Annotated in this window: 23 protein-coding genes and 6 pseudogenes; 15 read left to right on the top strand and 14 right to left on the bottom strand. The window is 68.3% G+C overall.

Annotated features, from left to right (window positions below; translation table 11 throughout):
- Positions 1-76: 76 nt before the first annotated feature.
- Positions 77-597, top strand: a pseudogene (locus C3492_RS41130) (transposase); the annotation flags it as partial.
- 136 nt (positions 598-733) lie between these two features.
- Positions 734-1,192, top strand: coding sequence for an SMI1/KNR4 family protein (locus tag C3492_RS41135; protein ID WP_103817707.1), 459 nt, complete (start codon positions 734-736; stop codon positions 1,190-1,192).
- Position 1,193: 1 nt separating this feature from the next.
- Here the strand turns inward: C3492_RS41135 and C3492_RS47085 are convergent, their stop codons facing one another.
- From C3492_RS47085 to C3492_RS41175, 6 genes are all read right to left on the bottom strand, one after another.
- Positions 1,194-1,427 carry a DUF6233 domain-containing protein gene (locus C3492_RS47085; RefSeq protein WP_374938431.1) on the bottom strand — a complete coding sequence of 78 codons (234 nt, stop codon included), beginning with the start codon at positions 1,425-1,427 and terminating at the stop codon, positions 1,194-1,196.
- Between the two features lie 884 nt (positions 1,428-2,311).
- A complete protein-coding gene (locus C3492_RS41145; protein WP_103817708.1) occupies positions 2,312-2,506 on the bottom strand; it encodes a hypothetical protein in 195 nt (64 codons plus the stop codon).
- Positions 2,503-3,150 (bottom strand): hypothetical protein, encoded by a 648-nt coding sequence (locus C3492_RS41150; protein ID WP_103817709.1) that lies wholly within the window; start codon positions 3,148-3,150, stop codon positions 2,503-2,505. Before C3492_RS41150 ends, C3492_RS41145 begins: the two co-directional genes overlap by 4 nt.
- Before the next feature lie 265 nt (positions 3,151-3,415).
- Positions 3,416-3,610, bottom strand: a complete 195-nt coding sequence (locus tag C3492_RS46475; protein WP_308461186.1) for a WhiB family transcriptional regulator — start codon at positions 3,608-3,610, stop codon at positions 3,416-3,418.
- The gene (locus C3492_RS46480; RefSeq protein ID WP_258056202.1) at positions 3,549-4,322 is read right to left on the bottom strand and encodes a peptidase inhibitor family I36 protein; all 774 of its coding nucleotides are present in this window, start codon (positions 4,320-4,322) and stop codon (positions 3,549-3,551) included. The genes C3492_RS46475 and C3492_RS46480 overlap by 62 nt, the downstream gene beginning before the upstream one ends.
- A gap of 618 nt (positions 4,323-4,940) precedes the next feature.
- Positions 4,941-5,384 carry a hypothetical protein gene (locus tag C3492_RS41175; protein WP_103817712.1) on the bottom strand — a complete coding sequence of 148 codons (444 nt, stop codon included), beginning with the start codon at positions 5,382-5,384 and terminating at the stop codon, positions 4,941-4,943.
- A gap of 383 nt (positions 5,385-5,767) precedes the next feature.
- Between C3492_RS41175 and C3492_RS41180 the strand changes: the two genes are divergently transcribed.
- Both C3492_RS41180 and C3492_RS45245 read left to right on the top strand, forming a co-directional pair.
- On the top strand, positions 5,768-6,742 hold the full coding sequence (locus C3492_RS41180) for an RICIN domain-containing protein (RefSeq protein ID WP_258056203.1): 975 nt from the start codon (positions 5,768-5,770) through the stop codon (positions 6,740-6,742).
- Between the two features lie 18 nt (positions 6,743-6,760).
- Positions 6,761-6,904: a hypothetical protein gene (locus tag C3492_RS45245; protein WP_219822134.1), complete on the top strand. Its 144-nt coding sequence runs from the start codon at positions 6,761-6,763 to the stop codon at positions 6,902-6,904.
- A 32-nt stretch (positions 6,905-6,936) separates the two neighbouring features.
- Here C3492_RS45245 and C3492_RS47090 read toward each other — a convergent pair.
- Positions 6,937-6,981: pseudogene (locus C3492_RS47090) on the bottom strand (hypothetical protein); the annotation flags it as partial.
- A 950-nt stretch (positions 6,982-7,931) separates the two neighbouring features.
- Here C3492_RS47090 and C3492_RS41190 point away from each other — a divergent pair.
- From C3492_RS41190 to C3492_RS41210, 4 genes and pseudogenes are all read left to right on the top strand, one after another.
- Positions 7,932-8,267, top strand: a complete 336-nt coding sequence (locus C3492_RS41190) for a PadR family transcriptional regulator (RefSeq protein WP_103817714.1) — start codon at positions 7,932-7,934, stop codon at positions 8,265-8,267.
- 441 nt (positions 8,268-8,708) lie between these two features.
- Positions 8,709-9,044 (top strand): annotated as a pseudogene (locus C3492_RS41195) (hypothetical protein).
- An 808-nt stretch (positions 9,045-9,852) separates the two neighbouring features.
- A complete protein-coding gene (locus C3492_RS41205; protein ID WP_181140824.1) occupies positions 9,853-10,656 on the top strand; it encodes a class I SAM-dependent methyltransferase in 804 nt (267 codons plus the stop codon).
- A 94-nt stretch (positions 10,657-10,750) separates the two neighbouring features.
- Positions 10,751-10,930: pseudogene (locus tag C3492_RS41210) on the top strand (IS5/IS1182 family transposase); the annotation flags it as partial.
- Between the two features lie 384 nt (positions 10,931-11,314).
- Here the strand turns inward: C3492_RS41210 and C3492_RS41215 are convergent.
- From C3492_RS41215 to C3492_RS41230, 4 genes and pseudogenes are all read right to left on the bottom strand, one after another.
- Positions 11,315-13,279: a Cro/Cl family transcriptional regulator gene (locus C3492_RS41215; protein WP_103817715.1), complete on the bottom strand. Its 1,965-nt coding sequence runs from the start codon at positions 13,277-13,279 to the stop codon at positions 11,315-11,317.
- Positions 13,276-13,602 carry a helix-turn-helix transcriptional regulator gene (locus C3492_RS41220; RefSeq protein WP_103817716.1) on the bottom strand — a complete coding sequence of 109 codons (327 nt, stop codon included), beginning with the start codon at positions 13,600-13,602 and terminating at the stop codon, positions 13,276-13,278. Before C3492_RS41220 ends, C3492_RS41215 begins: the two co-directional genes overlap by 4 nt.
- Positions 13,599-14,712, bottom strand: a pseudogene (locus tag C3492_RS41225) (tyrosine-type recombinase/integrase). Before C3492_RS41225 ends, C3492_RS41220 begins: the two are co-directional and overlap by 4 nt.
- A gap of 141 nt (positions 14,713-14,853) precedes the next feature.
- On the bottom strand, positions 14,854-15,462 hold the full coding sequence (locus tag C3492_RS41230; RefSeq protein ID WP_103817717.1) for a hypothetical protein: 609 nt from the start codon (positions 15,460-15,462) through the stop codon (positions 14,854-14,856).
- A gap of 149 nt (positions 15,463-15,611) precedes the next feature.
- Between C3492_RS41230 and C3492_RS41235 the strand changes: the two genes are divergently transcribed.
- Positions 15,612-16,700 (top strand): Ku protein, encoded by a 1,089-nt coding sequence (locus tag C3492_RS41235; RefSeq protein ID WP_103817718.1) that lies wholly within the window; start codon positions 15,612-15,614, stop codon positions 16,698-16,700.
- Positions 16,701-16,744: 44 nt separating this feature from the next.
- Here the strand turns inward: C3492_RS41235 and C3492_RS41240 are convergent, their stop codons facing one another.
- Both C3492_RS41240 and C3492_RS41245 read right to left on the bottom strand, forming a co-directional pair.
- Positions 16,745-16,954: a DUF6207 family protein gene (locus C3492_RS41240; protein ID WP_103817719.1), complete on the bottom strand. Its 210-nt coding sequence runs from the start codon at positions 16,952-16,954 to the stop codon at positions 16,745-16,747.
- A gap of 335 nt (positions 16,955-17,289) precedes the next feature.
- Complete coding sequence (locus C3492_RS41245) at positions 17,290-17,649, bottom strand: DUF6233 domain-containing protein (protein WP_103817720.1); 360 nt, start codon at positions 17,647-17,649, stop codon at positions 17,290-17,292.
- A gap of 65 nt (positions 17,650-17,714) precedes the next feature.
- Between C3492_RS41245 and C3492_RS41250 the strand changes: the two genes are divergently transcribed.
- From C3492_RS41250 to C3492_RS41265, 4 genes and pseudogenes are all read left to right on the top strand, one after another.
- Positions 17,715-17,933, top strand: coding sequence for a LexA family transcriptional regulator (locus tag C3492_RS41250; protein WP_103817721.1), 219 nt, complete (start codon positions 17,715-17,717; stop codon positions 17,931-17,933).
- Between the two features lie 179 nt (positions 17,934-18,112).
- The gene (locus C3492_RS41255) at positions 18,113-18,907 is read left to right on the top strand and encodes a tetratricopeptide repeat protein (protein ID WP_103817722.1); all 795 of its coding nucleotides are present in this window, start codon (positions 18,113-18,115) and stop codon (positions 18,905-18,907) included.
- Positions 18,908-19,557: 650 nt separating this feature from the next.
- Positions 19,558-20,019, top strand: coding sequence for a hypothetical protein (locus tag C3492_RS41260; protein WP_103817723.1), 462 nt, complete (start codon positions 19,558-19,560; stop codon positions 20,017-20,019).
- A gap of 24 nt (positions 20,020-20,043) precedes the next feature.
- Positions 20,044-20,433: pseudogene (locus C3492_RS41265) on the top strand (transposase family protein); the annotation flags it as partial.
- Positions 20,434-20,571: 138 nt separating this feature from the next.
- Here C3492_RS41265 and C3492_RS41270 read toward each other — a convergent pair.
- The gene (locus tag C3492_RS41270; protein WP_103817724.1) at positions 20,572-21,600 is read right to left on the bottom strand and encodes a LacI family DNA-binding transcriptional regulator; all 1,029 of its coding nucleotides are present in this window, start codon (positions 21,598-21,600) and stop codon (positions 20,572-20,574) included.
- A gap of 480 nt (positions 21,601-22,080) precedes the next feature.
- Between C3492_RS41270 and C3492_RS41275 the strand changes: the two genes are divergently transcribed.
- A complete protein-coding gene (locus C3492_RS41275; protein WP_103817725.1) occupies positions 22,081-23,391 on the top strand; it encodes an extracellular solute-binding protein in 1,311 nt (436 codons plus the stop codon).
- Complete coding sequence (locus C3492_RS41280; RefSeq protein ID WP_103817726.1) at positions 23,388-24,290, top strand: carbohydrate ABC transporter permease; 903 nt, start codon at positions 23,388-23,390, stop codon at positions 24,288-24,290. The genes C3492_RS41275 and C3492_RS41280 overlap by 4 nt, the downstream gene beginning before the upstream one ends.

Here is a 24,290-nt window from a genome sequence, read left to right on the forward strand (position 1 = left end):
GACAACGGCTAACACAATGAGGTGGCGGAGCCGTGGTATCCGTGTCCGGACGGGGAGTTGAGCGTTGTCCGATCCGTGGGGGCATCACCGTGGATCGCTGGGGTTCGGTTCGGGGATGACGTGCTGGCGACGGCTGCGGGACTGGAACGAGGCCGGGGTCTGGCAACGACTGCTCGAGGTCCTACTCGCCGAGCTGAACACGGAACGGAAGCTGGACTGGCCCCGGTGCGTGGTCGATTCGTCGCACGTCAGAGCCCTGAAAGGGGGAGCCACACGGGTCCGTCACCGGTCGACCGGGGTCGGGTCGGCCGACCCCGCCGCAGAGCCGTCACGCTCTACGTGGACCGCGGCTACGACCATGACTGTTACCGCAAGGAGGTCCGCGCCCGGGGCGTGGTACCCGCCATCGCACGGCGCGGCACGGAGCACGGCTCCGGCCTGGGGGTCTACCGGTGGGTGGTCGAGCGAACCTTTGCCTGGCTGCACGGCTTCCGCCGGTTACGCGTGCGCTAGGAACGACGAGCAGACATCCACGAAGCGCTCCTCAGACTCGCCTGCTGCCTGATCACCCACCGACAACTCAAGGCTCTGCGCTGACATCGGAATGTAAGGCCGCTGGTCGCCCCGTGAATGTCCGTGGCCCATGCCATGATCCGGCCCCATGACTGACCGTTCACTTTCACCCGCCTGGCTGGCCTCGTGGACAGACAGAGTCTCCGGAACCCTCACGGCAATGACAGGCGAGTTCGAGCGGCGGCACGGCTTTCCACCAGGCACCAACGAGGTCCGGCCGGCCAGTCGCGACGATCAAGCTGCGGCTCGCACGCTTGCCCAAGTGAGCCTCATCCCGGCTGATCTGATCACCTTCTACGACAGCATCGGCCACGTCACCTGGGATGACGTGGGCAATGGCTATTTCATCGACTCGGCAGGTGACGTCCTTCTGCGACTCCAGGAGTACGGCTTTGTCACCGTCGGCGCGGATCTACAGGTCCAGGGTCTGGTCATCGGCTCGACCGGCGGCGGCCTGTCCTACATCGCGGGCGCTGATGGGTCGGTTCATCGGACGCGGATGGCGTCGCTGGACGAGCCAGAGCTCGACAAGGTAGCCGATGACCTGCGGCAGTTTCTGGAACTGCTGGAGCGATCGCTGACACGGTTCGTCGCCGACGGCGAGCCGGGATCTCTGTAGGTCAGCCTGCCAGGCCAATTCTGTTGGCCGCTGTGAAGCCGGCGATGCCGAGAGCGGTGTCGGGGCGGCAGTGGCTGCACGCGCAGGTGCCGTCGGCGAGCAGCCGGCGGGCCTCGTCCGGGCCGACGGGCCGGTGCCGTTTGCCCGCCATGTAGCAGGTTCCCCGGTGGACCCGCACGGGCGGCGGGCCGAGCGACGGCACGAATGTCGTGCCTGCCGGATGGACCTGGGGCACCCCCAAGGCAGCCGTCTATTGGTGGATGCATCACGACCCCCAGAACAACTACGCCAACAACAGGCACGCAAAGCCATCCTCGACCCTCGATTCAAGGACGCAGGTCCCGGTGCCGGCCGCTCCACTGATCGCTTCGGCAACCGCGCTGCGACCTCTATCTTCATGTTCGGAGTCCGCTGATCCCGGCGCGCTCAACATCAGAACGGCCCATGACGGAGGCGGTCCGGGTGCCCCAGACCGGGACGCCCCGGTGTCCGTCCCGGTCACGTCCTGGGCGACAAGAGCTACAGCTCGACAGCGATCCGGACCTGGCTCCGCCGGCACGGCATTCCGCACACGATCCCAGAGCGGGCCGACCACGTCCGCAAGCCGACCAGGTCCGCAATCCGGCCCGGCGCGGCACCCGGGGTGACCGCCCGCCGGCCCTCGACCGCGACGTCTGCAAGCTCCGCAACGGCGTGAACGGCGGTTCAACCGCCTCAAGCAGTGACGCGACACCGCCACCCGCGACGACAATGCCGCCCAGTCCTACGAAGCGACCGTCACCCTCGCCTCACTCCTGATGTGGCCCGGCATGCGACGACAGGCCCTGAGGGAACGTCGTGGTGGCCGGATTCAGACGATCTTGAGAGTGGTGCCGCTGTCCTCGAGTGCCGTGGTCTCGTCGGCGAGCGCTGGTGTCGGTGACGAGGACGTCGACCGAGGTGGAGGGTCCGACGTAGGCGTGTGCGGTGCGGCCGAGTTTGCTGCCGTCGGCGGCGGCGATGACGCGACGTGCCCCCCACCATGATCAGAACAGCGGGGGTCGCCCTACCGGCACGGATGAGCCCGACTTCTCCCGAGGAGCCGTAGACGGGCCGACAGAACGCGCTCGGGTGAGATGGTCACCGGGGCGGCCGGGTGACGAACGGGTCCGGGAACGGGGCCGTCGGGGCCGTACGGTGCCGGTCGACCCTCGCGCGGCGGGCGGACTCCTCGTCGCGGTGGACCCAGATGCTCACAGCGCCACTGGCCAGGACCGTCAGCACGATCGACAGCACCGTCAGCAGGGCCGTTCGGGATCGTGCGGGGCTGCTCACAGTCCCCCCAGCACTGTTCTCGCTACGGCCACGGAAACCTTGCGGGCACGCTCCGGGCTGCTCGGCTCGGCGGTGTAGTCGACGGTGAGGACGTCCTTACCGAGCAGGACGGTCAGCTGGGCTCTGGCTCGGACCCCGCGCTGCCCGGGCGGGGAGGCCGGCTCGGAGCGGGTCTCCTCGTATGCCTTCTGGCCCAGGCCGGGTACCTCGCGGGGCGTTCCGCCGTCGCCACGGTCGTACTCCTCGGACCAGTTGAAGGCCTTTCGGGCTTCGTCCCAGCCGTCGCCGTGGCGGGTGGTGCCGTGGCGGTCCAGCCCGACACGCAGCCGGCCGTAACGGCCGCCGTCCTTCATCCACGCGTCACCGCTCGTCATCTCGCACTCGGCCTCGTTGCGCACGTCGCTCCGGGGGAGGGTCCGATGCGTCGTACGGCGCAGCGGAACGATCCTGCTCGCGTCCTCGGCCGGGATCAAGGAGCACAGATCGCGCGGGGCCGCGTCGGCGGTACCGGTCCCACTCAGGAACGCGCCCGCCATGATCCAGCCGAAGACTGCAGCGCCGACGACGCCCACGGCGACCCCGCCCCTGCCCACCCAGCGCGAATACGTCTGCAGCCGTTCCCGCTCGTCCCGTTCCGGGCTCACTATCGCCCACCCCTGCCCGGGATTGTGGCACAGAGGGCCTTCGCGCGCTACGGATCACCAGCAGCGGCCGGGCCGAAAGAGAAGGAGGGCCCATGAGTGAACTGGGCTTGGTGCACCAGCGCCAGACGGGAAGCGGCTCCTCCCCGGCCCCCGTCCCCGCGCCGCTGGACCGCGGGGCCGGTGTCCGTCGTGGCGCGTCGGATGGCGCGGCGCTGGGCTGCCGTTCTTGCCCCCAGATGCCGTCGTCCTCCCCATGATCGAGCGTTCAGATACGGCAGGCGACGATGACCGGACAACGGCGGCAGATCGCCCCGGCCAGCGCGGTCTCTGTCCCGGGAGCCGCGAGGGCGGAGAGCGGAAAGATGATGTCGGGATCTTCGCCGACGCACACCGCTTGATCACGCCAGTCGGAAGCTGCCGGGCGCCCACGGGACGAGCAGGTCATCATGCGCCTCTTCATGGCCGTCTGCGGCTAGGGCGGAGCGGCTGCGGCGCAGCACTCCGCAGCGCCACAGTCCCAGCTGCGCTCGCGCAACTGTCGCTGGCTGCCCGAGGAAGCCAGCCTGCGCGTACACGGCCATGTGAAAGTCAATCAGCTCGGGGCTACAGACGCTGGACAACGCCGCCCGTCTCAGCGGATCTGGGTGCAGCGCCTTGTCAGGGTGCGCGGTGTGGACGTAGCGGACGGCGGTGCCGGGATGGATGCCGAACAGGTGCACCAGGTGTATCGGGTCGCGGTTTGGGGCCACGTCCAGTACGTGGCCGCTCCACATCTCACGCGGGGTGATTCCGGATTGGTCGAACGCGCGCCGCAGTGCGTAGTGACTGACGGGCGGGAGGGCGGGGTGGTGCGCTGAGTGCGTCGTCACCAGCAGGCGGTTACGAGGCGCCGCAGGGGGTGTGTTGTTGCGGAGGCCGTGAGTGGTGTCGTTGAGCTGGTAGGAACGCAGGTCGCTGATGGTGCCGCCGTCGCATCCGACACAGACGTGCCCGCCGAGGTAGTTGTCCTTCTGGTAGACGCGTGCGGTGCGGCTGCTGTTGTTGATGATGGAGCTGCCCGTGCCGCGGATGTAGTGGGAAGGTACCGCACCGAGCCGTCGACGGCGCGCTTGACGTAGGGCTGGCCGTTGAAGGTGATGTCGGGGTAGATGCAGACGAAGCCGCGCGGGCACGCGATCTGGTCGCGGGCCACGGCGGCGGAGCCCGCAGCGGTTGTCGTGTGGGCGGGTACGAGGCCGGCCAGTGATGCGGCCAGAACGGCCGGGACGGCGGAGGCGAGCGGCGCTGACCTGCCGGTGCGGGGCCGTGGTGCGGGCAGAAGTCTCATGGCATCGGCCTGTCCTGGCGGAACGGTTCGCCATACCACTTCGCGTCCATGCTCATTCAGACGAGCGAGTCCGCACTGGTCAGCGCTCGACGGTGCCTGAATCTCCCACAGATAGCGCAGGTTCGTACCGTGGCGTCTTCCGAGAGAACCTGGCGACATACACGCCATGTTCGGCAGTCGGCGAGGTAATCGGGACAGTTGTCGCCCGCGACGTGCCTAGCGGGGCGACGGTGACGGGCTGATGCCGACGAGGTCTGAAGGCCAGCCGCCCGGCCACCCACACGGCGGGCTCCCGCCCCGGGATCCGGAGCAGGAGCTCTCGCCTATCTGAGCGAACTCGAAAAGCACACGTCACCCGAACGCTCGTCGTCGGCGGCGATTCGCCGGCACACCGTCACGCACTTCGGCGCTGCCAAGTCCATGCGCGGACCTTCCAGCCGGATGATCAAGCGACACTGTGCTCCTATACCCCGAACCAGCTCGAGCAGTTGCTGCTGACGCCACCGTTGCACACCTTGAACCGCGCGTTGAAGCCGGAAGCATTGGTGGCGAAGTAGATGGGAGCCGGCGGCCCGTTGTAGCCGTTGCTGTTCCGTGCCGCCTCCGTGGTCGGCCCCCAGGTGCCGGAGGGAGTGAGTGCCTGTACGTAGAGTCGCGGACCAAGTCCGTCCTTGGCGTAGTCGTGCAAGTAGCCGTCGATGACGATTCCTTCGGAATTTTCGCCAGTACCTACGACGCAATCGACGTCGAATTCGGCGTAAGCGCCCCCGTCTGAGGACCAGTCACCGGTACTGCCGCAATACGAAGCCGCTGAGGACTCTTGGGCCTGGGCAGGCACAATGGCGATACCGAGAGCCATGACGGCACCAGCAACACCCGTGACCACCGAAATCCTGCTTACTTTCACGATTTCTTCCTCTCTTCAGGAGACGGATCCTGTGCTTTCCGCACGGACTTATCCACCTCGCCGGACAGGTCAAGCCGTGGCCGCTGGCGGGTCGCGGGCAGAGGATCGTCTTCCCTTGCCAGCCCTGGTTTCAGCGGTTCGCCATACCCGCTGCCGGATCACCGCCGCGTCGCGTGTCTCGCCGGGCCTTCACAACGGTTCGCCCGGCTGGGCACAACAAAGGCTGCCCACCGTCGTCGGGCCGGGGCAAGGCCGACCATCTGTCCCGGACAGATGTGGACTGTCCGGGCTGGTCAGTGGCCTGTCCGGATCGTGTCCGGCAGATGCGGTCCTGGCGGAAACCGTCGTTGCGTCGGTTTCAGCACGGCGCCAGGATGACGCTCATGACGAGCCAGAGGGAAGTGTCGCCGCATACGGTCCGGGATGCCGCCGGCTTCGTCGAGGTGATGAAGCAGCTCAAGGATCAAACGGGGCTGACATATCGCCAGCTGGAAGAGCAGGCGGCCCGCAATGGCGACGTATTGGCACGCAGCACGCTGGCGGACGTCCTTCGACGGTCGAGCCTGCCACGGCCCGATGTACTGGCCGCGTTCGTCCGAGCGTGCGGGGAGGGACAGCACGTTGGCTCCTGGTTGGACGCCCGGGATCGCATCGCCGCGATATCCCCGGCAGCGTCCGGCACAAAGCCAGGGGCCAGTGGCGAGGGCGAGGGCGACGCGGGGATCGGCGCTCCACCGGAAACCGAAGAACCCACGACATCGCGGCAGGGCCAGGGCAAGGGCCGCACGCTCGCAGTCGCGTCCGTGCTCATGATCTCCCTACTCGGTGCGGCCACCTGGGGGTTACTCTCCCGCTCCTCCCACGACTCCGGTGATCCAAGCGCACTGGCCAGGACTCCTGCCGACGGCTGGGTCACTATCCGCCCCGCCCGCAATCCCGACCTCTGCCTGACAGACGGACGCGACCGCGATGGCGCCTACGCCAGCGCCGTCGCCGTCCAGCTCCCCTGCGCTCATGCCACCGTGCCGCGCACCTACCTGGAACCGGCCGGCGGAGGCATTTACCGCATTCAGTGGCACCACCCCCAGGAAGGCAAGGGGTGCTTGACCGTCATGTCCACCGGCCCGGTCAAAGGCATGCTCGAACCCCGCAACGACTGCACGCACGCGACCCTGTTTCGCCTGGAACCCGCGGCTAACGAAGGCGCTGGGGGTTTCCGGCTTCGCCCGTCCACCAGTGGCCGGTGCATAGGCATCGTCAACGGCGACACTGCTGAGGGAGCCGAAGCGGTCGAAGAACGATGCACTCGCGCAGCCGACCAGCAGTTCCTTGTTCGAACGAGTGGAGATGCCCAATGAAGCCCTTCCAGCGGTGAGGTGAATACCGCCGGCCGCAAGATGCTGCTCGCCTTCGTCCGCGACGACGAAGGCACCGCCGTCGCCCGCGCCCTCGGACCGGACGCCACCGCGCGGTTATTCAACCGCGGCCTCACCCTGCGCCCGGAACACTGCGCCGGCTGAGCGAGCAGCTCCTGGATCGCGACGAAGGTTGCGTCATCGGTGGCCGCGACGTCCACCACCGCCAGGCCCGGCACCACCAGCGAGAAGCTGTGTCTGAGGCAAGGAGGTAGGAGCCGTCCGTGAACGTTTTCTGGAAGCCGGTGGGGCGTTGGGGAGGCCCTCTTTGAAGCCGTATGCCATGTGCACGGCCTCTGTGCCGTTGGTGGGGTAAGTTCCTGTCCCGGACGGTGTCCACGTGATGCCGGCCAGACGGTGGCCAGAGCCCCGCCCGTCCACGGGTACGAGCCGTGGGCTCCTTGAGGACGAGACTCTGGCCTCGGTGGTGCGGCCTCAGCCCTCAGCTGAGGTCGCGGCCCTTTGACATCACTTCCACTTGTCGTAGAAGTACGTAACGACCAGCAGAACTTCGCAGGCCGCCGACACGGTGTCCGACCTGATGTGGAGTTGGACCGACCTCTTGAACCGGCTCCTCCATTCGATGTGCGCCTTGAAACCGTGGTCTTTCCCGGATCGACGGGACGGCATCTGAGCCGACCCCCCTTCAGCCGGGCGGGGAAGCGCCCCGCGTCGCTGAGAGCGTTCGCCGCGCCCCCAGCGGGTCTAGGCGCGCCCAATCCGCTCCGCGGAGAACGGAAGACCGTGAACTCCTCGGTTCCCAAGGACAGTAGAGACCTGCTCCCACCAGCGTCATTGGTTCTGAGGGGAATCTGAGCATCACGATCCGGTAGCAATCGGACGCGTTCCGTAGTCCTTGCATCCCGGACGCGTACCGGCTGGATAGCAGGAATCCCCGCAGCCGTAACCCCGCCTGGTGGCGTCCCCGCTGGTCAGCGTGACTTCCATAGTCCGCGCGCGTGTACACACAGATGAAGGCTGCTCCTCGTCGAGGGCGACAACCATGTCGCCGCGGCCCGACTGCTGGCACGTGGCGTGAGGGGGCAGCCGTCGATGCCGACTCGTGAGAGGTGCCGGAGGCCAGGCGGACACGAAGCCATGCTTCGTACTCGATATATGGTTCACTGAGGGTATGACACCTCTCCGGCTCACAAAGCCGCTGATCGCCGTCCTGAATGAACTGCTGGATGCGAAGAAGAACGAAGAAGAGATCTGGGGCCTGGAGATCTGCCGGAAGGCCGACCTCGGCCCTGGCACCGTGTATCCCATCCTCGACCGGCTCACCGAACGCGGCTGGGTCACCAGCCAGGAGGAAACCGGCCCGCACCCTGGTCGCCCCGCACGCCGCTTCTTCGAATTCACAGGCGCGGGACACGAGCACGCGACCCGCGCTCTGCAGATGCGTGAGCTGAGTCGGACCAGACGAGGCCTGAAGCCCCAAGACCCGGGGCCTCAAGACGCCAGCTGAGCTTTGATCATCCGGCCAGGCCGTTCAGTGAGTTGGCGGACAACGCCGAGGATGCCTCGGCGTGAGTGGGACCGGCTGTGCGGGCCGTGTGCGCAGCAGGCTGCCGACCGCGCGGAGGCTGAGCGGCATCGCGTGCCGCCAGGCGGAGGAAACCGAGCGCGCTGCCGCCGAAGCGCCGGTCGTGAAGCCACGCAGCCGGTCCGGCACGGACGTCGCCGATAGCTGTGGCCACCGCGGACGTGCCCGCGACGGGCCCGGTCACCCAGGCCGGGCCAGACGTCGTCTCCGGCCCCTCGTTGTCGGTCGGGTCGACGGCGTCGAAGCCGCCAGCGGCCTGAACGAACTCCATTGTGCACGCCCTGCAGCACCAAGTTCACCGACGAGCGCCGACAGGAGATCAGGCAATCCTCGTGGCCCGGCGGTGGCCGCAACGCTGATCGGATGAGCGGCGATGAGCAGCTGCTGAACGGCCGGGTCTACGGCGCGGAGCACGACGACCCCAACCCCGGCCCGCTCCCGAACCGGACCTACGTCTAACCGGTCGGCGGGCCACTGGACGGCCTGCTGCTGGACATCCACGAATGGCGGACCGAAGAAGTCGACGGCGGCGTGGCCCTGTCCACCGAACTCGGGCGGTGGCCCGGCGGCCGCGCCCTGAACGACCCGCGCCCCGGCGAATCCCGCACGCCCGGCCCTGGCGTCAGCTGCCGCTTCTACTACTCCGGCGACACACCCCGACCCTGTGGCCGGCCTAGCCAGGGCTGCCGAAGGCTGTGACGTCGCCGGGGGAGAGGTCGGGGTGTGGGCGGTGCCTTCGTGCTGGGTGCCGCCACCGGCCGGTGCTGTCGCGGGCGACGTCGATGCCGACTTCCACGACGAGCTCGGGCCGGACCAGGGTGACGTCCAGGACTTCCCGGCTGCCCCATCCGGCGGAGAAGGTCCAGCCCGTCCATGGGTGTGCGCCTCTGGAGGGGGCCAGGAGAACAGCGACACTGCGGGCGTCTGCCTGGGGGAGCGTCGTCGTGCGGCCGGTGTGCTGCAGTGCAGGCGGCCGTCGGTGTCGTAGCGGCCCAGCAGCAGTGTCCTGGCGTCCTCAGCGATCCGGTGACGGCGCCGACGATCGCTTCCTGGGTTTCGCGCACCTACTGGCGAAGAGGCAGTATTCGATTCATGCACAATTCGTGCAGCGGACCGCGGCGGACGGTGCGCACCGCCCGCTGTACGCCGATGCGGGAGCTACTGACGAGCCTTCAGAGGCCGTTGCCCAGGCCCCGGTATCCGCCCTCTGGTGCGTCGTAGGAGAACCTGTATCCGACGAAGTCGGCGAGATGGACGTAGCCGCTGTGCCTAAAGCGCTCCGCAGTAAACGCGCGCTTGCCGGCCGCGGTCCCCATCGTGGCCGATGGGGCGCCGGTGGAGTGGGGACCGGCGACGGTCCGGCGTGCCGCGGTTTCCCACGAAATCCGGTGGAGTCTCAGCGGCCGGAAGTGGTTGGGTCCTGCTCAATGCTTCGCTGACACGGCCCGTCACAGTGCGAGGCGCAAGGTCCGAATCTCAGGCGCGCTAGCCCGCGTGTCGTCGAGTGATGGAGGTTATCGCGGTGGCTGGTTATGGGGCACTTTCCGACGTATACGAGTGGCTGATCGGGGAGGACAGGTTGACCCCCGCCAATGCAGCCGCGGTTTACTACAGCGATGTCGTGGGCTCTCTGCCGCCCAACGCGCGCGTCCTCGACTGCGCGTGCGGAACCGGCCAGCTCGCCGTCGGTCTCGCGAGTCTTGGCCTTGACGTGGTCGCCGCAGACGCCAGCAATGGGATGGTTCGCCGGACCGAGAAGGCCGCCGACGAGGGGGGTGTCTCGCTTCGAGCCCTCCGCGCGAGCTGGGACGAGCTGCCCGACCACCTGGAGGACTCCACGTTCGATCTGGTGTTCTGCGTCGGCAACTCGCTCGGGCACGCTGAGGGCGCAGCCGGGCGCCTGACCGCACTGGAAGCGATGTCGCGGCTGCTGAATCCGGGCGGACGCCTTGTACTCCACTCACGCAACTGGGAGCTCGTGCGCTCCGCCGGCTCACGGGTAGACGTCCGCGATCGACTCATCCGCCGCGACGACCGAGATGCGGTCGTCAGCTACTACTGGCAGATCGAGCAGTGCTGGGAGCAGGAACACTTCCTTGAGATCGTGGTCGCCCAGATCGAGCCGGATGGGGCAGTGCGGGCTTGCTCGGAGCGGTTGTCCATCTGGCCCTACCGGTACGAGGATCTCGTGGCTCAGTTGCGGAGTGTCGGGCTCACGGTGCAGTCCACCACCTTCGACCCCGAGAGCGATGGATACCTGGTGGTCGCCAGCCGCGACCAGGCGCGAGGCACGTCTGAGCCGGCACCCTGATCCGCCTTTCGTCGTTTCCGGCCTGCCGGCTCGCGGCCGCCTGCAGTGGGTTTTTCACGAAGTCTCAGCGCTTGAGGCGGTCGCTGCGGGTGCGGTCCTCGCCGCGCTGGCTTCGGACCTGCGGCCCGCGGGCTGCACCGCCTCCACCAAGCATTCGATCCTGGACGGCACGTTGCTGCCGATCGACCGAATCGCGGCCGACTGACCCTTCTGCTCTGGGAAGCATGAGAAGCACGGCATGAACGTGCAGGTCATCACCGATCCCGCCGGGCGTCCTATCGTTGCCTGATGCACACCCCCCATCAACTCGTTTGGTGCGGGTGCGGGCGGGTCGCGGCCAGGTAGTCGGACCAGTTCTCGCCGGCCATGGCTGCGAAGCGTTCCGCGGTTCTCGGCTGGATACCGATCAAGTCGGAGAGCACAACGGGTGGCAGGTCGGCGAGCGCTTGCATCATGGCCGTGTTCCGGGCTGCGCGGGCGGGCAGGCCGTAGCGCTTGAGTTTGTCGGCCAGTCCCGCAGGGTTGCGGGGACGCCCGGGGGCTCGGCCCGGCAGCAGGTACCTGGTTGCTTCGTTGCCGTGCCGGGATCCTTCTTCGAGGTGGTCATTGATGAGGCGGGCGAGCTTCGGTGGCAGGACGACGGGGTGGCGGATGATCGTCAGGTAGGTGTGATCCGCGTCGTGGTGGAGGTGGTCAGTGGTGAGTCGACGATGCGGGTCAGAGGGAGGGCGTAGAGGCGGATGAGGGCTGCGGCGATGCGAACGTCCGACGGCAGCGTGGGGTCGTTCAGGCACCGGCGTAGTTCCTCATAGTGGTCTTCTTCGATTTGGAACTGGCCGGGGAGCTGGGAGGGCGGGTGTTCGATGGTCAGGCCGGCCCGGGTGCGGTGGCGGGCACCGGCCCAGCGGATGAAAGGGATGGAGCGGGCTCGCAGGGTGGGCCTGGAGATTGCCCAGAGGTCCAGGTCTTCCTGCGTGAGGCTCTGAAGGGTGTGTTGCTGGGTGTCCAGCCAGGTGAGGAAGTCGATGGCGGCGCGGATATTGCCGCAGTCGCCCTTGTGGGCGGTGTAGGTGTAGCGGCCGCGCGCCGAGCGCCGGCGGGCGTCGCGGATGATGTGCCACTCGGCGAACGGGCGGATCAGGGTCGCCTGATGTCCTGGCAGCCTGGCCAGCGTGCGGCCCGTCCAGTTGATGAGCAGGGCGAGGTTCTCATCGCGTGGCGGAAGTAAGCCTGCGGTGGTGAGCAGGCTGCGGACGTAGGTGATGGCGTGTCCTTGGGGCAGCGCGTCCAGTGCCGCGTGGTCGAGTTCGTCGGGCGCGGTTACCAGCTGGCCCAGGAGGCGCGCGGCGGGGCTTCGGCGCAGCCAGGCCAGGACTGGGTAGGGGTTGGGAGCGTCGCTGAGTACATCGGCGAGCGGCCGCAGGGAGGCGTCGAGGGTGGTTCCGTCGCGTGAGAGCAGGCTGGTCACCTTGGCGAGCAGGGTGCAGCGTGGACAGCGGCGTCCCGGCAGGAGATCAGCCGGTTGCTGGCAGGACGAGCAGTAATCGGGCCGCTCGTCGGGGAAGGAGCACGCATTACAGATCCGGCCGCCGTCCGGGGCACGGCCCACGAGAATGCGCTGCCGGCCGCACATCGTGCACGATTCCGGCTGCGTCAGAGCAGTCCGGTAGCACAAGGGGCAGACGGGCCCTACCGGCCAGAACACGCCCACCTTCCGCTCCTGGCCGCACAGTGCGCACATGTGCAGCTGCCGCTTGCGGGCTTCGCGTGGGACACACCCATCGCAGTGGAACGGTCCATTGCCGTGGTCGATGTGGTGGCCGCGACGGATCCGCCCGCATACGGTGCAGAGCTTCTCCGGCCGCACATAGCAGCGGTAGCAGATGTCGGGAGCCTCGCCTTTTGCCCGCACCCTGATGGGCCCCACCTGCTCGCAGACGCCACACCGGCGCGCAGGGCTCGCGTAGCAGGTCCCGCAGACGGGCCCGTCGGCGGTCAGCGCGTTCGCCCGCCGCCGGCGGCCACAGCGGCAGCACGTCTGGAGCTTCTTGGGGGCGCAGGTCTGGCACAAGTAGGTGCCGTCGGGCAGGTGCCGGGTGGGAATCATCATCCGGCGGCAACTGCCGCACTCCTTGCGCGAGCCCGGCTCCTTCTCCTTGCACACTTGGCAGATCCGTCCGTCCGGACGTCGTGCCACTGCCCTCGCGAGCTTGCCGCACCGCGCGCACGGGACCGCCAGGCGCCGACTGGAGCAGCCATGGCACAGCCGCCCTTCGGGACCGGCGTACGTCGGCAACGGGTTCGTCCGTCCGCAGTCGGCGCAGGGCACCAGGCCCACGTTCTCGCCGTGGCCGCCGGCGATCAGCAGGGCGATCAGCCGTACCCCGCAGGGCGGGCAGTCCGGCGTCGGGGCACTCAGCGCGTCGGGTCTGGACGCGAGGTAGCGCAGCAGGCGGAAGGCGTTCGCACCGCTCCATGCCCGCGCCTTCTCGACGAACTCCTGAGCCTGCTCCATGCCGAGGGACTCTCCGACGGCCAGATTCAGCAGGACGACGATCCGGTCACGGGCCCCGGCCAGGTCCTCGCGCAGCCGTACCTGGTCCGGGGTCAGGTACTTCCTCACGGCGCACCCGGGCGGCGGATCGTGGTCCGGCGCTCCGTCAGCGCCAGCGGTGCCTCCTCGCCGCCCGCGGTCTTCTTCACCTGCGCGTTGACGACCGTCGGCTTGATGAGGTCGTTCGGGGTACAGCCGAAGATGTCGCACAGCGCGACCAGGGTGTCCATGCTCATCCGCTGCGGGGGCTGCGTCACCAGCCGGTAGACCTGCTCACGCGACAGGCTCACCCCGCGCTCCGCGAGCAGCGGCACGAGGTCCGAGGTATGGAACATCTCCTGCTCGGCCATGATCTGCCGCAGCCGCCACTCGTAGCCCATTTTCTTGATCACGTCAGGTCCCAGTCATCGCCGAGCCGGCGCTTCAGCGAAGCCTCCAGCAGGTGGTTGCGGTACTCGTCGGAGACACCCATGTAGATGGCTGTCGTCGAGCCGTGGGAGTGGCCGACCTGCTCCTGCACGAACCGCGCGGGGTAACCGAACTCCGTCAGGTGAGTGATGTAGCTGTGGCGCAGACAGTGCAGGTCGAGGGCTCCATCCAGACCGGCCGCGTCCCGAGCTGTGGTGAAGGCTTCGTTGATTGAGCGCGGCGACATCCGCCCGGCCCGCTCGGTCACCCACAATGCCGGATGTCGGCCCCGGCGCCAGCCGGGGACGCACCTCATGCACCCACTCGCCCAGGACGTCGACCACCCAGTCCATCTCCGGCACCAGCAGCACGGTCCGCCGCTTCGGCGGCGCCCCCTTGGACGACTTCCCGTACCGCACCGCCAGCGAGCCGAACTGCCCGAACTGCGGGCTCTTCCGATGCCGTCGTAAGTCCACCAGGTCGACCATGGAGGACTCGGTGCGCCGGGTTCCATAGGCGTAGATCGTCTTCAGCACCGCGGCGTCACGCAGCGCCGTCAGCGTCCCCTTCCGCCCGTGCCCGCGGATCTGGGCAGGCAGTGCATCAGCCGCGTCGAAAAGGGCCTGGACCTCGTCGTAGGTCAGCGGCCGACGCCGCGGGTCGCCCTCGTACTCCAGCGTGTGCACCACCGAGTTCGCCTCGTGAAAGACGACCTGAGGCGCCTGCCCGAACCGCTCCAGGCAGGTGCCCACCCATCCGTACCGGTGGTCCAGCAGGTACTCCACGAACAAGGTGATCGTCACCTCGCACGTCCGCGCCGTCGACATACGAATCGGATTGGCGCCGCCACGCAGGTGCGCGATGAACGCTTCGCCGTCCGCTGGAGTCCATTGCCACGGGTACAGCCCCGTGAACACCTCGAACCGGTTGATCAGACGCAGCCGCGGTTCGATCGTCGCAGCCTTCAGGAACCGGGCGTGTTGCTGCCGGGCCCAGCCCTCCTTCATCGCCGTGAACACCGCTGATTCCGGGGCCAGGTGTACGACGTTCGGAGCGAGGAGGAGACGCGCCGAACCGGGTGCCTCAGCGACCATGGCCGCTGTTGTATCAAACGCATCAATGTTGCGTCTATCGCTACCGTCCTGGTCGCGGCTCCCCTGTGACGCCGCCATGGCAAGGGAGTTGGGGGAATGATCAGCGGAAACGGCGATTCCGGCGAGCCGCAGGATGTTGCATCAACTGCAATTCATCGCGTTTTTGTACTTGCGCCACCCGCGTACCGACGGCTCAGAGGCGCTGTCCAGCCGCTTGTACACGATTCTCTCCACGCCGACAGCTGTCCAGGTCAGCCACTCGCGGACCGTGTCCTCGTCCGTGGTCGACGGGCACAGCGCCCACGGCGCCGTCAGCCCACGCTCCTGGAACAGTTCCTCCAGGGCGGCACGCCGGCGCCGGTAGGCCCACCGGGTGGTGTCCGTCCCCTCCAGGCGCAGCAGGTCGAAGGCGACGAAGTGAGCCGGCCACTCACCGGCGAGCCGCGCCGCTCCGGTTCCACGGGCGAGCGAGCGGCCCTGGAGTCGCTCGAATGCCAGCCGTCCGGCCTCCCACACGACCAGCTCGCCGTCCAACGCGGTCGCGTCCGGCAGCTGCGCGCACCCGGCCCGCATTTCCGGGAACGCCGGCAGCAGGTTGGTGCCCCGGCGTGAGCGCAGCACGATGTGGCCGGCCTTCACCGACACCGCGGCCCGCCATCCGTCCCATTTCACCTCTGCCGCCCAGCCCGCCGGCAGAGCCGGGTCCGGCACGGGGGCGGCGAGCATCGGCTCGGGCAGCGTCCACGTCATGTCCGATGCCTTCCACCCCGGCCGACCGCCGTTCGGGTGCCTGCCCCGGCGGCCCAGCGGGCGCGATACAGGCCATGGTGCGAGCGTGGACACAACAGGCGTGGCCCCGGCACCCGCGCATGCCGGGGCGGAAGGGACGGAGCACGATCATGGCTCGGGCGATCTGGTCAGGGGTGATCACCTTCGGGCTCGTCACCGTGCCCGTGGGGCTTTACACGGCGACCGAGGACCACACCGTCCACTTCCACCAGCTCCAGCGCGGCACCTCGGACCGGGTCCGCAACAAGCGGGTGAACGAACGTACCGGCGACGAGGTCGACACCAGCGACATCGTCAAGGGCTACGAACTCGACGAGGGCCAGTACGTCATCGTGGAACCCGGCGAACTCGACGAGATCGCGCCGGGCCGCTCCCAGACCATCGACATCACCGACTTCGTCGACCTGGAGCGGATCGAGCCGGTCTACTTCGACCGCACCTACTACATCACCCCGCGCGGCAAGGAGTACACAGCGGTCTACGAGCTGCTGCGCGCCGCGCTGGCGGAGACGAACAAGGTGGGGATCGCCACCTTCGTCATGCGCAACAAGCAGTACCTGACCGCGCTGCGCGCGGAGGACAAGGTACTGGTGTTGCAGACGCTGCACTGGGCGGACGAGGTCCGTGACCCGGGCCAGGAGCTGCCCGAGCTCCCCTCCGGCCGCGTGGGGCGGGGCAAGCAGCTGGACATGGCGCGGCAGCTGGTCGACGCGCTCAGCTCCGACTGGGATCCCTCCCGCTACCGCGACACCTACCAGGAGAAGGTGCGCGAACTGGTGAAGGCCAAGGCCGAGGGCCAGGAGATCGCGGCGGCCGAGGAGCCGCCGGAGGCGACCAACGTGATCGACCTGATGAAGGTCCTGGAAGGCAGCCTTCAGGCCGCCCGCTCCGGGCGCAGTGACAAGGAGTCGGCCGGCGAGCGCGAGGAGAAGGCAGCGCCGCGCAATGCGGCCGCCCGGTCGTCGGCAGGCGGGTCGGTGAAGACGCCGGCGCGGAAGGCACCGCCGAAGAAGGCCGGAGCGGCGCGGGCCCGCGGACGCGGTGCCGGCGGCAAGAGCCAGTTGCAGAAGCTGAGCAAGGCGGAGCTGTACCAGCGGGCGACCGAACAGGACGTTCCCGGCCGGTCGAAGATGAGCCGCGAGGAGCTCATCGACGCCCTCGCTTCCAGTGGACGCCGCCGCAAGAAGACCGCCGCCTGACAGCTGCCCACCGGGCCTGCGGACGTACGACAGCCCCAGCGACGCTACGAGCCGATCTCCCGGCGCACGTCGAGGTAGCAGTGCAGCCGGACACCGGGCTCGCCTGGAGCCGGGGTTGTGGTGTCCGCGGTCGTGGTCGCCCACCGCCCGGCGAGCAGTTCCTGGAGCGCGAATGCCGTCTCGTCATCACAGGCCGCGACCTCGACGACGGCCAGGCCCGGCTCCGCCACATGCACTTCGCTGATCGGCTTCATATCGGGCATCACGAGCCGGCGCCGCGCGCAGTTCTCCCCTCATGGCGTGTTCACCCGACCGAGTAGGGCTACCTCGCGGCGACGACGGAAGCGGTGCAGCGCCCGGGAAGATCCCGAGAACTCGCAGGCACGCGGGAATGTTCGCCGGGCAGATGTGGTTGAACGAACCGTGATGGTGAAGGGAACAGTGTCCCCGGGCCTCATCTATCGCATGCGAGGACGATCGTTCGGCTGAAGCCTCGCATTGCCTTTCGCCGCGTAGGCGACCGCCCTTCACGATCACACCCCTTTGCGGGTTCAGCCCCGGCCAGCACGCTGGCCGGGGCCCTCTCGTCTCAGCCAATGCCGAGGCCGAGGGCTGTGTCGGGTCGGCAGTGCACGCAGGGCGGCACCCCGTTCTCGAGCGCGTCGAGGGCCTGCTGGCGCGTGGCGGGCCGGCAGCGGCCGCTCTTCTTCGCGGCCCAGCAGCCGCCGACGTGGACGGCGTCGACGTTGTCCCGTTTGAGGCCGTACTGGATCAGCCAGTCCGCAGGCGCCGGCCGCATCCGCTCACCCTGGCGCCGCTCCGCCTCCCGCCGCTCCTCCTCGGCGATCCAACGGTCGATGAGCCCCAGCTGCCGGACGGCCTGCTGCTCGACGACCCGCCGGGCGAAACGCAGCACGTCCAGACGCGAGAGCGGCTGCTCACCACCCACCTGCTCCTCCCGGCCCGCCGTGACTTCGCTTGCTCCAAAAATCGAACAAGCGCTCTAATCGAATTATGTACCGCGTCGACTACCTCACCGACACCCAGGAACGCATCCTGCGCTGCATCCGCCAGCACATCGCCGACCACGGCCAAGCGCCGACGATGCAGCAGATCGGCGTGGCTGTCGGCATGCGCAGCAGGGCATCCGTGCACTACCAGCTGGGCGAGCTGGAGGCGAAACGGGCGATCGTCCGGGAGCCGGGGCGGTCGCGAGGGATCCGACTGGCTTGACCGGCGCCGGCCGCTACTACCGGCTGCTCAACTCTGGCGGCCGGGCGGTCCAGCACGGCTGGTGGCACCGTGAGGAGGTGGGGCGGGACCGGCCCGCTCACCCGCGAGCGGCGACGGTTCCCCGCCGAAGATCCGCTGACGTCCGCCGCCCCTCACCACAGACCAAGAAGGGAACGCTCGTGCGAGCCGTCACTGTTCGGGACCGCGAAGCCGGGGCCACAGGACTGACCCTGGAGGACCTGCCCCCTCCCCGCGCCGCCGAGAACGACGTCATCCTGCGGGTGCACGCCGCGGGCTTCACCCGAGGAGAACTCGACTGGGCCGCGAGCCGGACCGACCGCGCCGGCCGCGGGATCTACCTGGAGTACTTCGACGAGTCGGCTCTGCCCATGGCCGTGCGCTATGCCCGTGCGGCAGCCGAGGCCGGGTTCCCGGCTGGTCAGCGCACCTACGGGCACATGCTGGCGACAGGTCTCGGCGTCGAGGAGGACCGCGCGCGTGCGGCCGAATTGTTCAGGGCGGCAGCCGAGGGCGGGGACGCCTACGGCATGTTCAACCTCGCCCAGCTGGTCGAGGACCCCGAGGAGTCCCTGCGCTTGTTCGAGGCTGCCGCACACCAGGGGGTCGTGCCCGCCGGCGCGGTCCTCGGCGACCGGCTGTCGGCGCTGGACCGCGACGAGGAAGCGCTGGGCTGGTACGTCTGGGCGGCCGAGCGCGGGCACACGGGGGCGATGAACGCCGCGGCCTGCTGGTACCGCGACGGCTTCGGTACCACGCCGGACCCGGTGCAGGCGGTGCGCTGGTTCCTCGTCATGCTCGCGCACGGCGACGGAAACGGCATCCACGAGGCGATCCAGCTGGCGAAGGCCCGGGCCATGGAAGAGGAACAGATCCGCGAAGCCGGACGGCTCGCCCGCGACCCCGGGTCGGCGGAGGCCCTGATCGACACGGTCCTGGGCGGCAAGGAGTCGTGAATCGGGTTCACCGACACCTCGGTGGTGACGACTCCGACGAGAAGTCAGCTCATGCAACTCGTCTGCGGCGGCAGCGGCTTGATCACCGCTCACGTTGGCATCGGGTCTCCCTGACCCCCAGTCAACGATCGGTGATCGGGAAAGACACGCCCCTGGATGGAGCAGAGGATCGGTGACGTAGATCGCGTGTGCCAGTTCCGCCAAGTACGGCGGGGCGGCGACGTCTTGGCGGGTGACTGCCACCACGGTGGACTCACGGCGGTGGGTGACGTATTCGACCGACACCTCGCGGCTGTCGAGATACTCATCGACCAGCACATTGGTGTTCGCCCGGCAGGACGGCCCGCTGTCGCCGAGTACGGAGGCCGCGGCCTCCTCTCGCGACCCTGGTAGGCGAGCGTGACGTGCGGGGCCAGGAAGGGCTCGGTAGACTGGTCTGCGGTACAAAAGAGGATTGTCCGGGCCGCGCTCGGCTCTCGATCTGCCGCCCCCCGCCAACGCTTGGCTCGCCGCGTCTCCCTCGCCGAGCGGCTGTCGAGCCCGGGTGCCCGACTCCTACTGGTCCCCACCCGAACGAACCCCATGCCTGCGGGTGCCGTGAACCGGTCGGTGCCGTCCCTTCCGCACGTCACTGAGGAGCAGCCATGCGTATGCCCTCCCCTTCCACGTCTCGTCGCTCACACCGGATCACGGCCGGCGTAGCCGGCGCGGCCCTGGTCGGTCTCGCGATGGCACCACCGGCCCTGGCCAGGCCGGCGCCGACCGCTGCCGACACTGCGGCCGCGACCGCGGTCCCGGCGCACCAGCTCAAGGCGTCGCAGCCGTATCTGTTCAGCTACGGGTACAACAACCACCTCTCACTGGGCGGCGGGAACTTCACTGTGGGCGGCCGGGTCTACGTGCTGGTCAAGTTGAACTCCGGTGCCAAGCACTTCGGCAAGTGGGTGGTGGCACGGCCAGGACAGCACAACCCCGGCGGTACGTTCCACGTCGAGACGAACATCCCCTACTCCTGCCCGCCCGGCAAGAACGGATACGCTCGCGGCTACGACGACGCCACCGGCACCTGGTCGCCCAAGCTGCCCGTGTCGATCTGCGTCCGCTTCGACTGACACTCCGCCAGCGTCTCGTGAAGCCGGTGCCGCACGTTATGGGCCGACGTCCTGCGACCTGGGCTTATGCACGACGCCACGGCCGCCCGCAACGAGGGCATCGCCGTCTGCTTCCAGCACTTCCCCGACGTCGAGGTCCTCCTGGACGACGGCTACCTCGGCCTGAGCCGCGACCACCGCGGGCAAGCGATCACACCACCCAGAAAACCCCGCCCGGGAGCATTGCCCGGCAGAGTCGAACTGTGGGAACGCGACCGCCACGGCCACTCATCCGACCGCATCACCGTCGAACACGCCCTCGCCGATCACAAACGCTGGAAGCAACTGACGCGCTGGACCCATCGCCGCGACCGCCTGTCCGATACCTACCGCGCCATCGCCGGCCTCGTCTCCGACCGCACGGCCAACATCTGAAGGCGGCTGTGAGCAAGGCAAACACACCTCACCCGCTATCACGCACCAACTCGTAACGCCGTGGAGGCGTTCGGCGTGCCCCGGCGGACCAGGGCTTCGCCCGGTTCCGGAACCTGCCCGAAGAACCCTCATCTGCGGCTACCCACGCTCCGACGTCTCTTCGCGGGGCGGTGCCGTCGAGGCGCGTACCACGAGTTCGGTGGCGAGTTCGATGTGGTGGGACTCAACCTTCTCGCCGTTGGCCAGTCGGAGGGCGGTGCGCAGGGCGGCAGCGCCCATCTCCCGCAGTGGCTGGCGCACGGTGGTGAGTGGCGGTGAGGCCATCTGGGCGAGGCTCGAGTCGTCGAAGCCGACCACGCTCAGGTCTTCGGGGACGCGCAGTCCTCGGGCGCGGGCGGTCTCGATGACACCGACGGCGATCTCGTCGTTGCCTGCGAAGACCGCTGTCGGCGGCTCTCGCAGGTCGAGCAGCGCCGCAGCGCCGAGCAACCCGGTCTCGTACGTGAATTCTCCGGGCCGGACGTAGGCGTCGGGCACCCGCGCTCCTTCCGCCTCCATGGCGGCGCGGTAGCCGTGCAGGCGTGCCTGGTTGCATACGGCCATGGCCGGTCCGCCGAGGTAGGCGACGCGGCGGTGGCCAAGGGACAGCAGGTGCCGGGTCGCGGCCAGGCCGCCGGCGAAGTTGGTCGCCCCGACGCTGTGGACCCGGCTGTCCGGCAGGTGCAGCGGATCCAGCACGACCAGCGGCAGCCCGGATCGAGCCAATTCGTTCAGGTGGGCCGTGGTGTACACGCTAGTGACCGCGATGACGGCGCGGCGTCCGGCTGAGACCAGGTCCCGGGCCCAGTGCGGGGCATGGGACGCCTTGCTGATCACCACCGAGGTCCCCGATTCAGCGGCGGAGTCGATGATGCCTTCCAGGGTTTCGGCCACGTACGACTTGAGGCCGCCCTTGAACTGCACCTCGATGGTCGGGACGTCGACACCCTCGGTGTGACGGAACACGGGCGCGAGGTAGTGGTGCTGATGCAGCAGTTCCTGCACCCGGGCGCGGGTCCGCGCCGCCACGTCACCGCGACCGTTGACCACTTTGGACACGGTCGCGACGGAGACCCCGGCCGCTTGGGCGATGTCCGCCAAAGTGGTGCGCCTGGCGTTCGGTCGCATCGGTTCCTCTCAGCTGTACGTCCACCGGTGTGGTGAGCCGCCGGTCGGGCCGGCAACCCGGGTGGAACCGGTCAACCGTACGGCAACCAGGCACCGAGTTCGTCCGGCGAGGTGCCGACGAGCCACTCGGCCTCGGCACGTCCGGCGATGCGTGTGGGATCGCGGTCGGTGCACGCGAGGGCGGGAGGGGCACTGCCGGTGTGGCACGGCCTGCGCCGAACAGGGTGTCAGCCACAGCCATTGCACCGACCGCAATCGGCCCGTTTCGAAACATTTTCGGTCCCAGCTCAAGGTTTACGAGGATCGTTTCCGTCCGGTTCCAGGCGGCCGATCGCAGTATTGCCGGGTCTGTGCACATACCTTGACACCAAGTCAGCCCGAAACCTAACTTGCACGAACGGAGCTCGAAGGACGCTGTTTCGAAAACCTTTCACCACGACTCACGAGAAGCCGGTGGCTCTCGAGTGCGGAGAAAAAAACATGGCGCTCTCCCGACGAACCCTCCTCGGCCTGGCCGCCGGCGTGCCGGTCTCCGCGGCGCTGGCGGCCTGCGGCTCGTCCGGCCCCGGCAAGAGCGGCGGTGGGGCCACGTACTGGTACCTCAACGGCCAGCCCCAGGAAGGCGTCAGAGCCGGCGCCGTGGACGCGTTCAATGAGGCCCACCCCGAGGAGCAGGTCAAAGACACCACCTTCCAGAACGACGCGTACAAGACGAAGATCAAGACCGCCATCGGTGCCGGGCAGGCGCCCACCATCATCTGGGGCTGGGGCGGCGGGACGCTGCGCACCTATGTGGAAGCGGGCCAGGTCGAGGACCTCACCTCGTGGTTCGACGAGCACTCCGAGGTCAAAAAGCGGCTGTTCCCGTCCTCGCTCGGAGCGGCGACCGTCGACGGCAGGATCTACGCGATGCCGTGCGAGACCGTGCAGCCGATCATCCTCTACTACAACAAGAAGGTCTTCGAGAAGGTCGGCGTGGAACCGCCGAAGTCCTGGGACGACATCATGGCGCTGCTGCCCCGATTCAACGCGAAGGGCATAGCGCCGTTCTCCCTCGGCGGCCAGTCCCGGTGGACGAACATGATGTGGCTGGAGTTCCTGTTCGACCGCATCGGCGGTCCGGAGGTATTCCAGGCCATCATCGAGGGCGAGAAGAACGCCTGGTCCAACCCGGACGCCATCACCGCGCTGACCAAGGTGCAGGAGCTGGTCAAAGCCCACGGGTTCGTCAAAGGCTTCTCCTCGATCACCGCGGACTCCAACGCAGACCAGGCGCTGCTGTACACCGGCAGAGCGGCGATGATGCTCCATGGCGCCTGGTCGTACGGCATCCAGAAGGCCGACGGCGGCGACTTCGTCTCCAGCGGCGGGCTGGGCTACATGACCTTCCCGCCCGTCGAAGGCGGCAAGGGCGATCCGAGCGACACCGTCGGCAACCCCGCGCAGTACCTGTCCGTCTCCTCGAAGGCCAGTGCCGAGGAGAAGAAGGTCGCCAAGGACTTCCTCGCCAAGGGCGTCCTCCAGGACGAGGAAGTGAAGAAGTGGATCGACAACGGGTCGGTTCCGATCCGGCTGGGCACGGAGAAGCTGCTGGCCGCCTCCAAGAGCGCCGATTTCCTGCAGTTCACCTATGACATCGCCAGCAAGGCCAAGGTGTTCGCCCAGTCGTGGGACCAGGCGCTGAGCCCGACTGCCGCCGAGACGCTGCTGGACAACATCGCCAAGCTGTTCCAGCTGTCCATCTCACCGGAACAGTTCGCCAGCAACCTCAACGCGGTCACCGCCAAATGAGCGCCTTCACCGGCCATCCGCCGCGTCGTGCGTCGCGCACCGTCCTGCCGTGGCTGGCGGCGCCTGCCCTGGTGCTCTTCGTCGGCTTCGCCGTGGTTCCGCTCGTCGGTGTCTTCGCGCTGAGCTTCACCACGTGGGACGGAATCGGCGCCATCCACCCCTCGGGGCTGACCAGTTGGCGTACGGTGCTCACCGACCCCGGGCTGCCGCACGCCCTCTGGGTGACGTTCCTGGTGATGGCCGTTTCCTGGGCCGTCCAGACACCGCTGAGCATCCTGCTCGGCACGTTCCTGGCCGGCCGCCAGCGCTACCGGGCGGTGCTGGGCGTGGTGTACTTCATCCCGCTGATGCTCAGCTCCGCGGCCATCGCGATCGCGTACAAGGCCCTGCTCGACCCCAATTTCGGGCTCGGAGCAGGACTGAAGATCCACGCCCTCAGTCAGGACTGGCTGGGCCGGCCCGGCCTCGCGTTCGGCGTCGTCATCTTCGTCGTGTCCTGGCAGTTCATCCCGTTCCACTCGCTCATATACCAGGGCGGAGTCCAGCAGATCCCGAAATCGCTGTACGAGGCCGCGCAGTTGGACGGAGCCGGGCGCATCCGGCAGTTCTTCAGCATCACCCTGCCGCAGCTGAAATACACCGTCATCACCTCGTCCACGCTGATGGTGGTCGGGTCGCTGACCTTCTTCGATCTGATCTTCGTCCTGACCGAGGGCGGCCCCGGCGACGCCACCCGGGTCCTCGCGCTGGACATGTACAAGCGGGGATTCCAGGCCAGCCTGATGGGACCGGCCAGCGTCATCGCGGTCATCCTGGTCCTCGTGGGGCTGGCCCTCGCCCTGCTGCTGCGCCGGCTCGGAGGCCGGGACGCCGGTGCCAGCCAACTCGAGGGGGCCTGA

The sequence above is a fragment of the Streptomyces sp. Ru62 genome, from assembly GCF_002920615.1.
GTDB lineage: Bacteria > Actinomycetota > Actinomycetes > Streptomycetales > Streptomycetaceae > Streptomyces.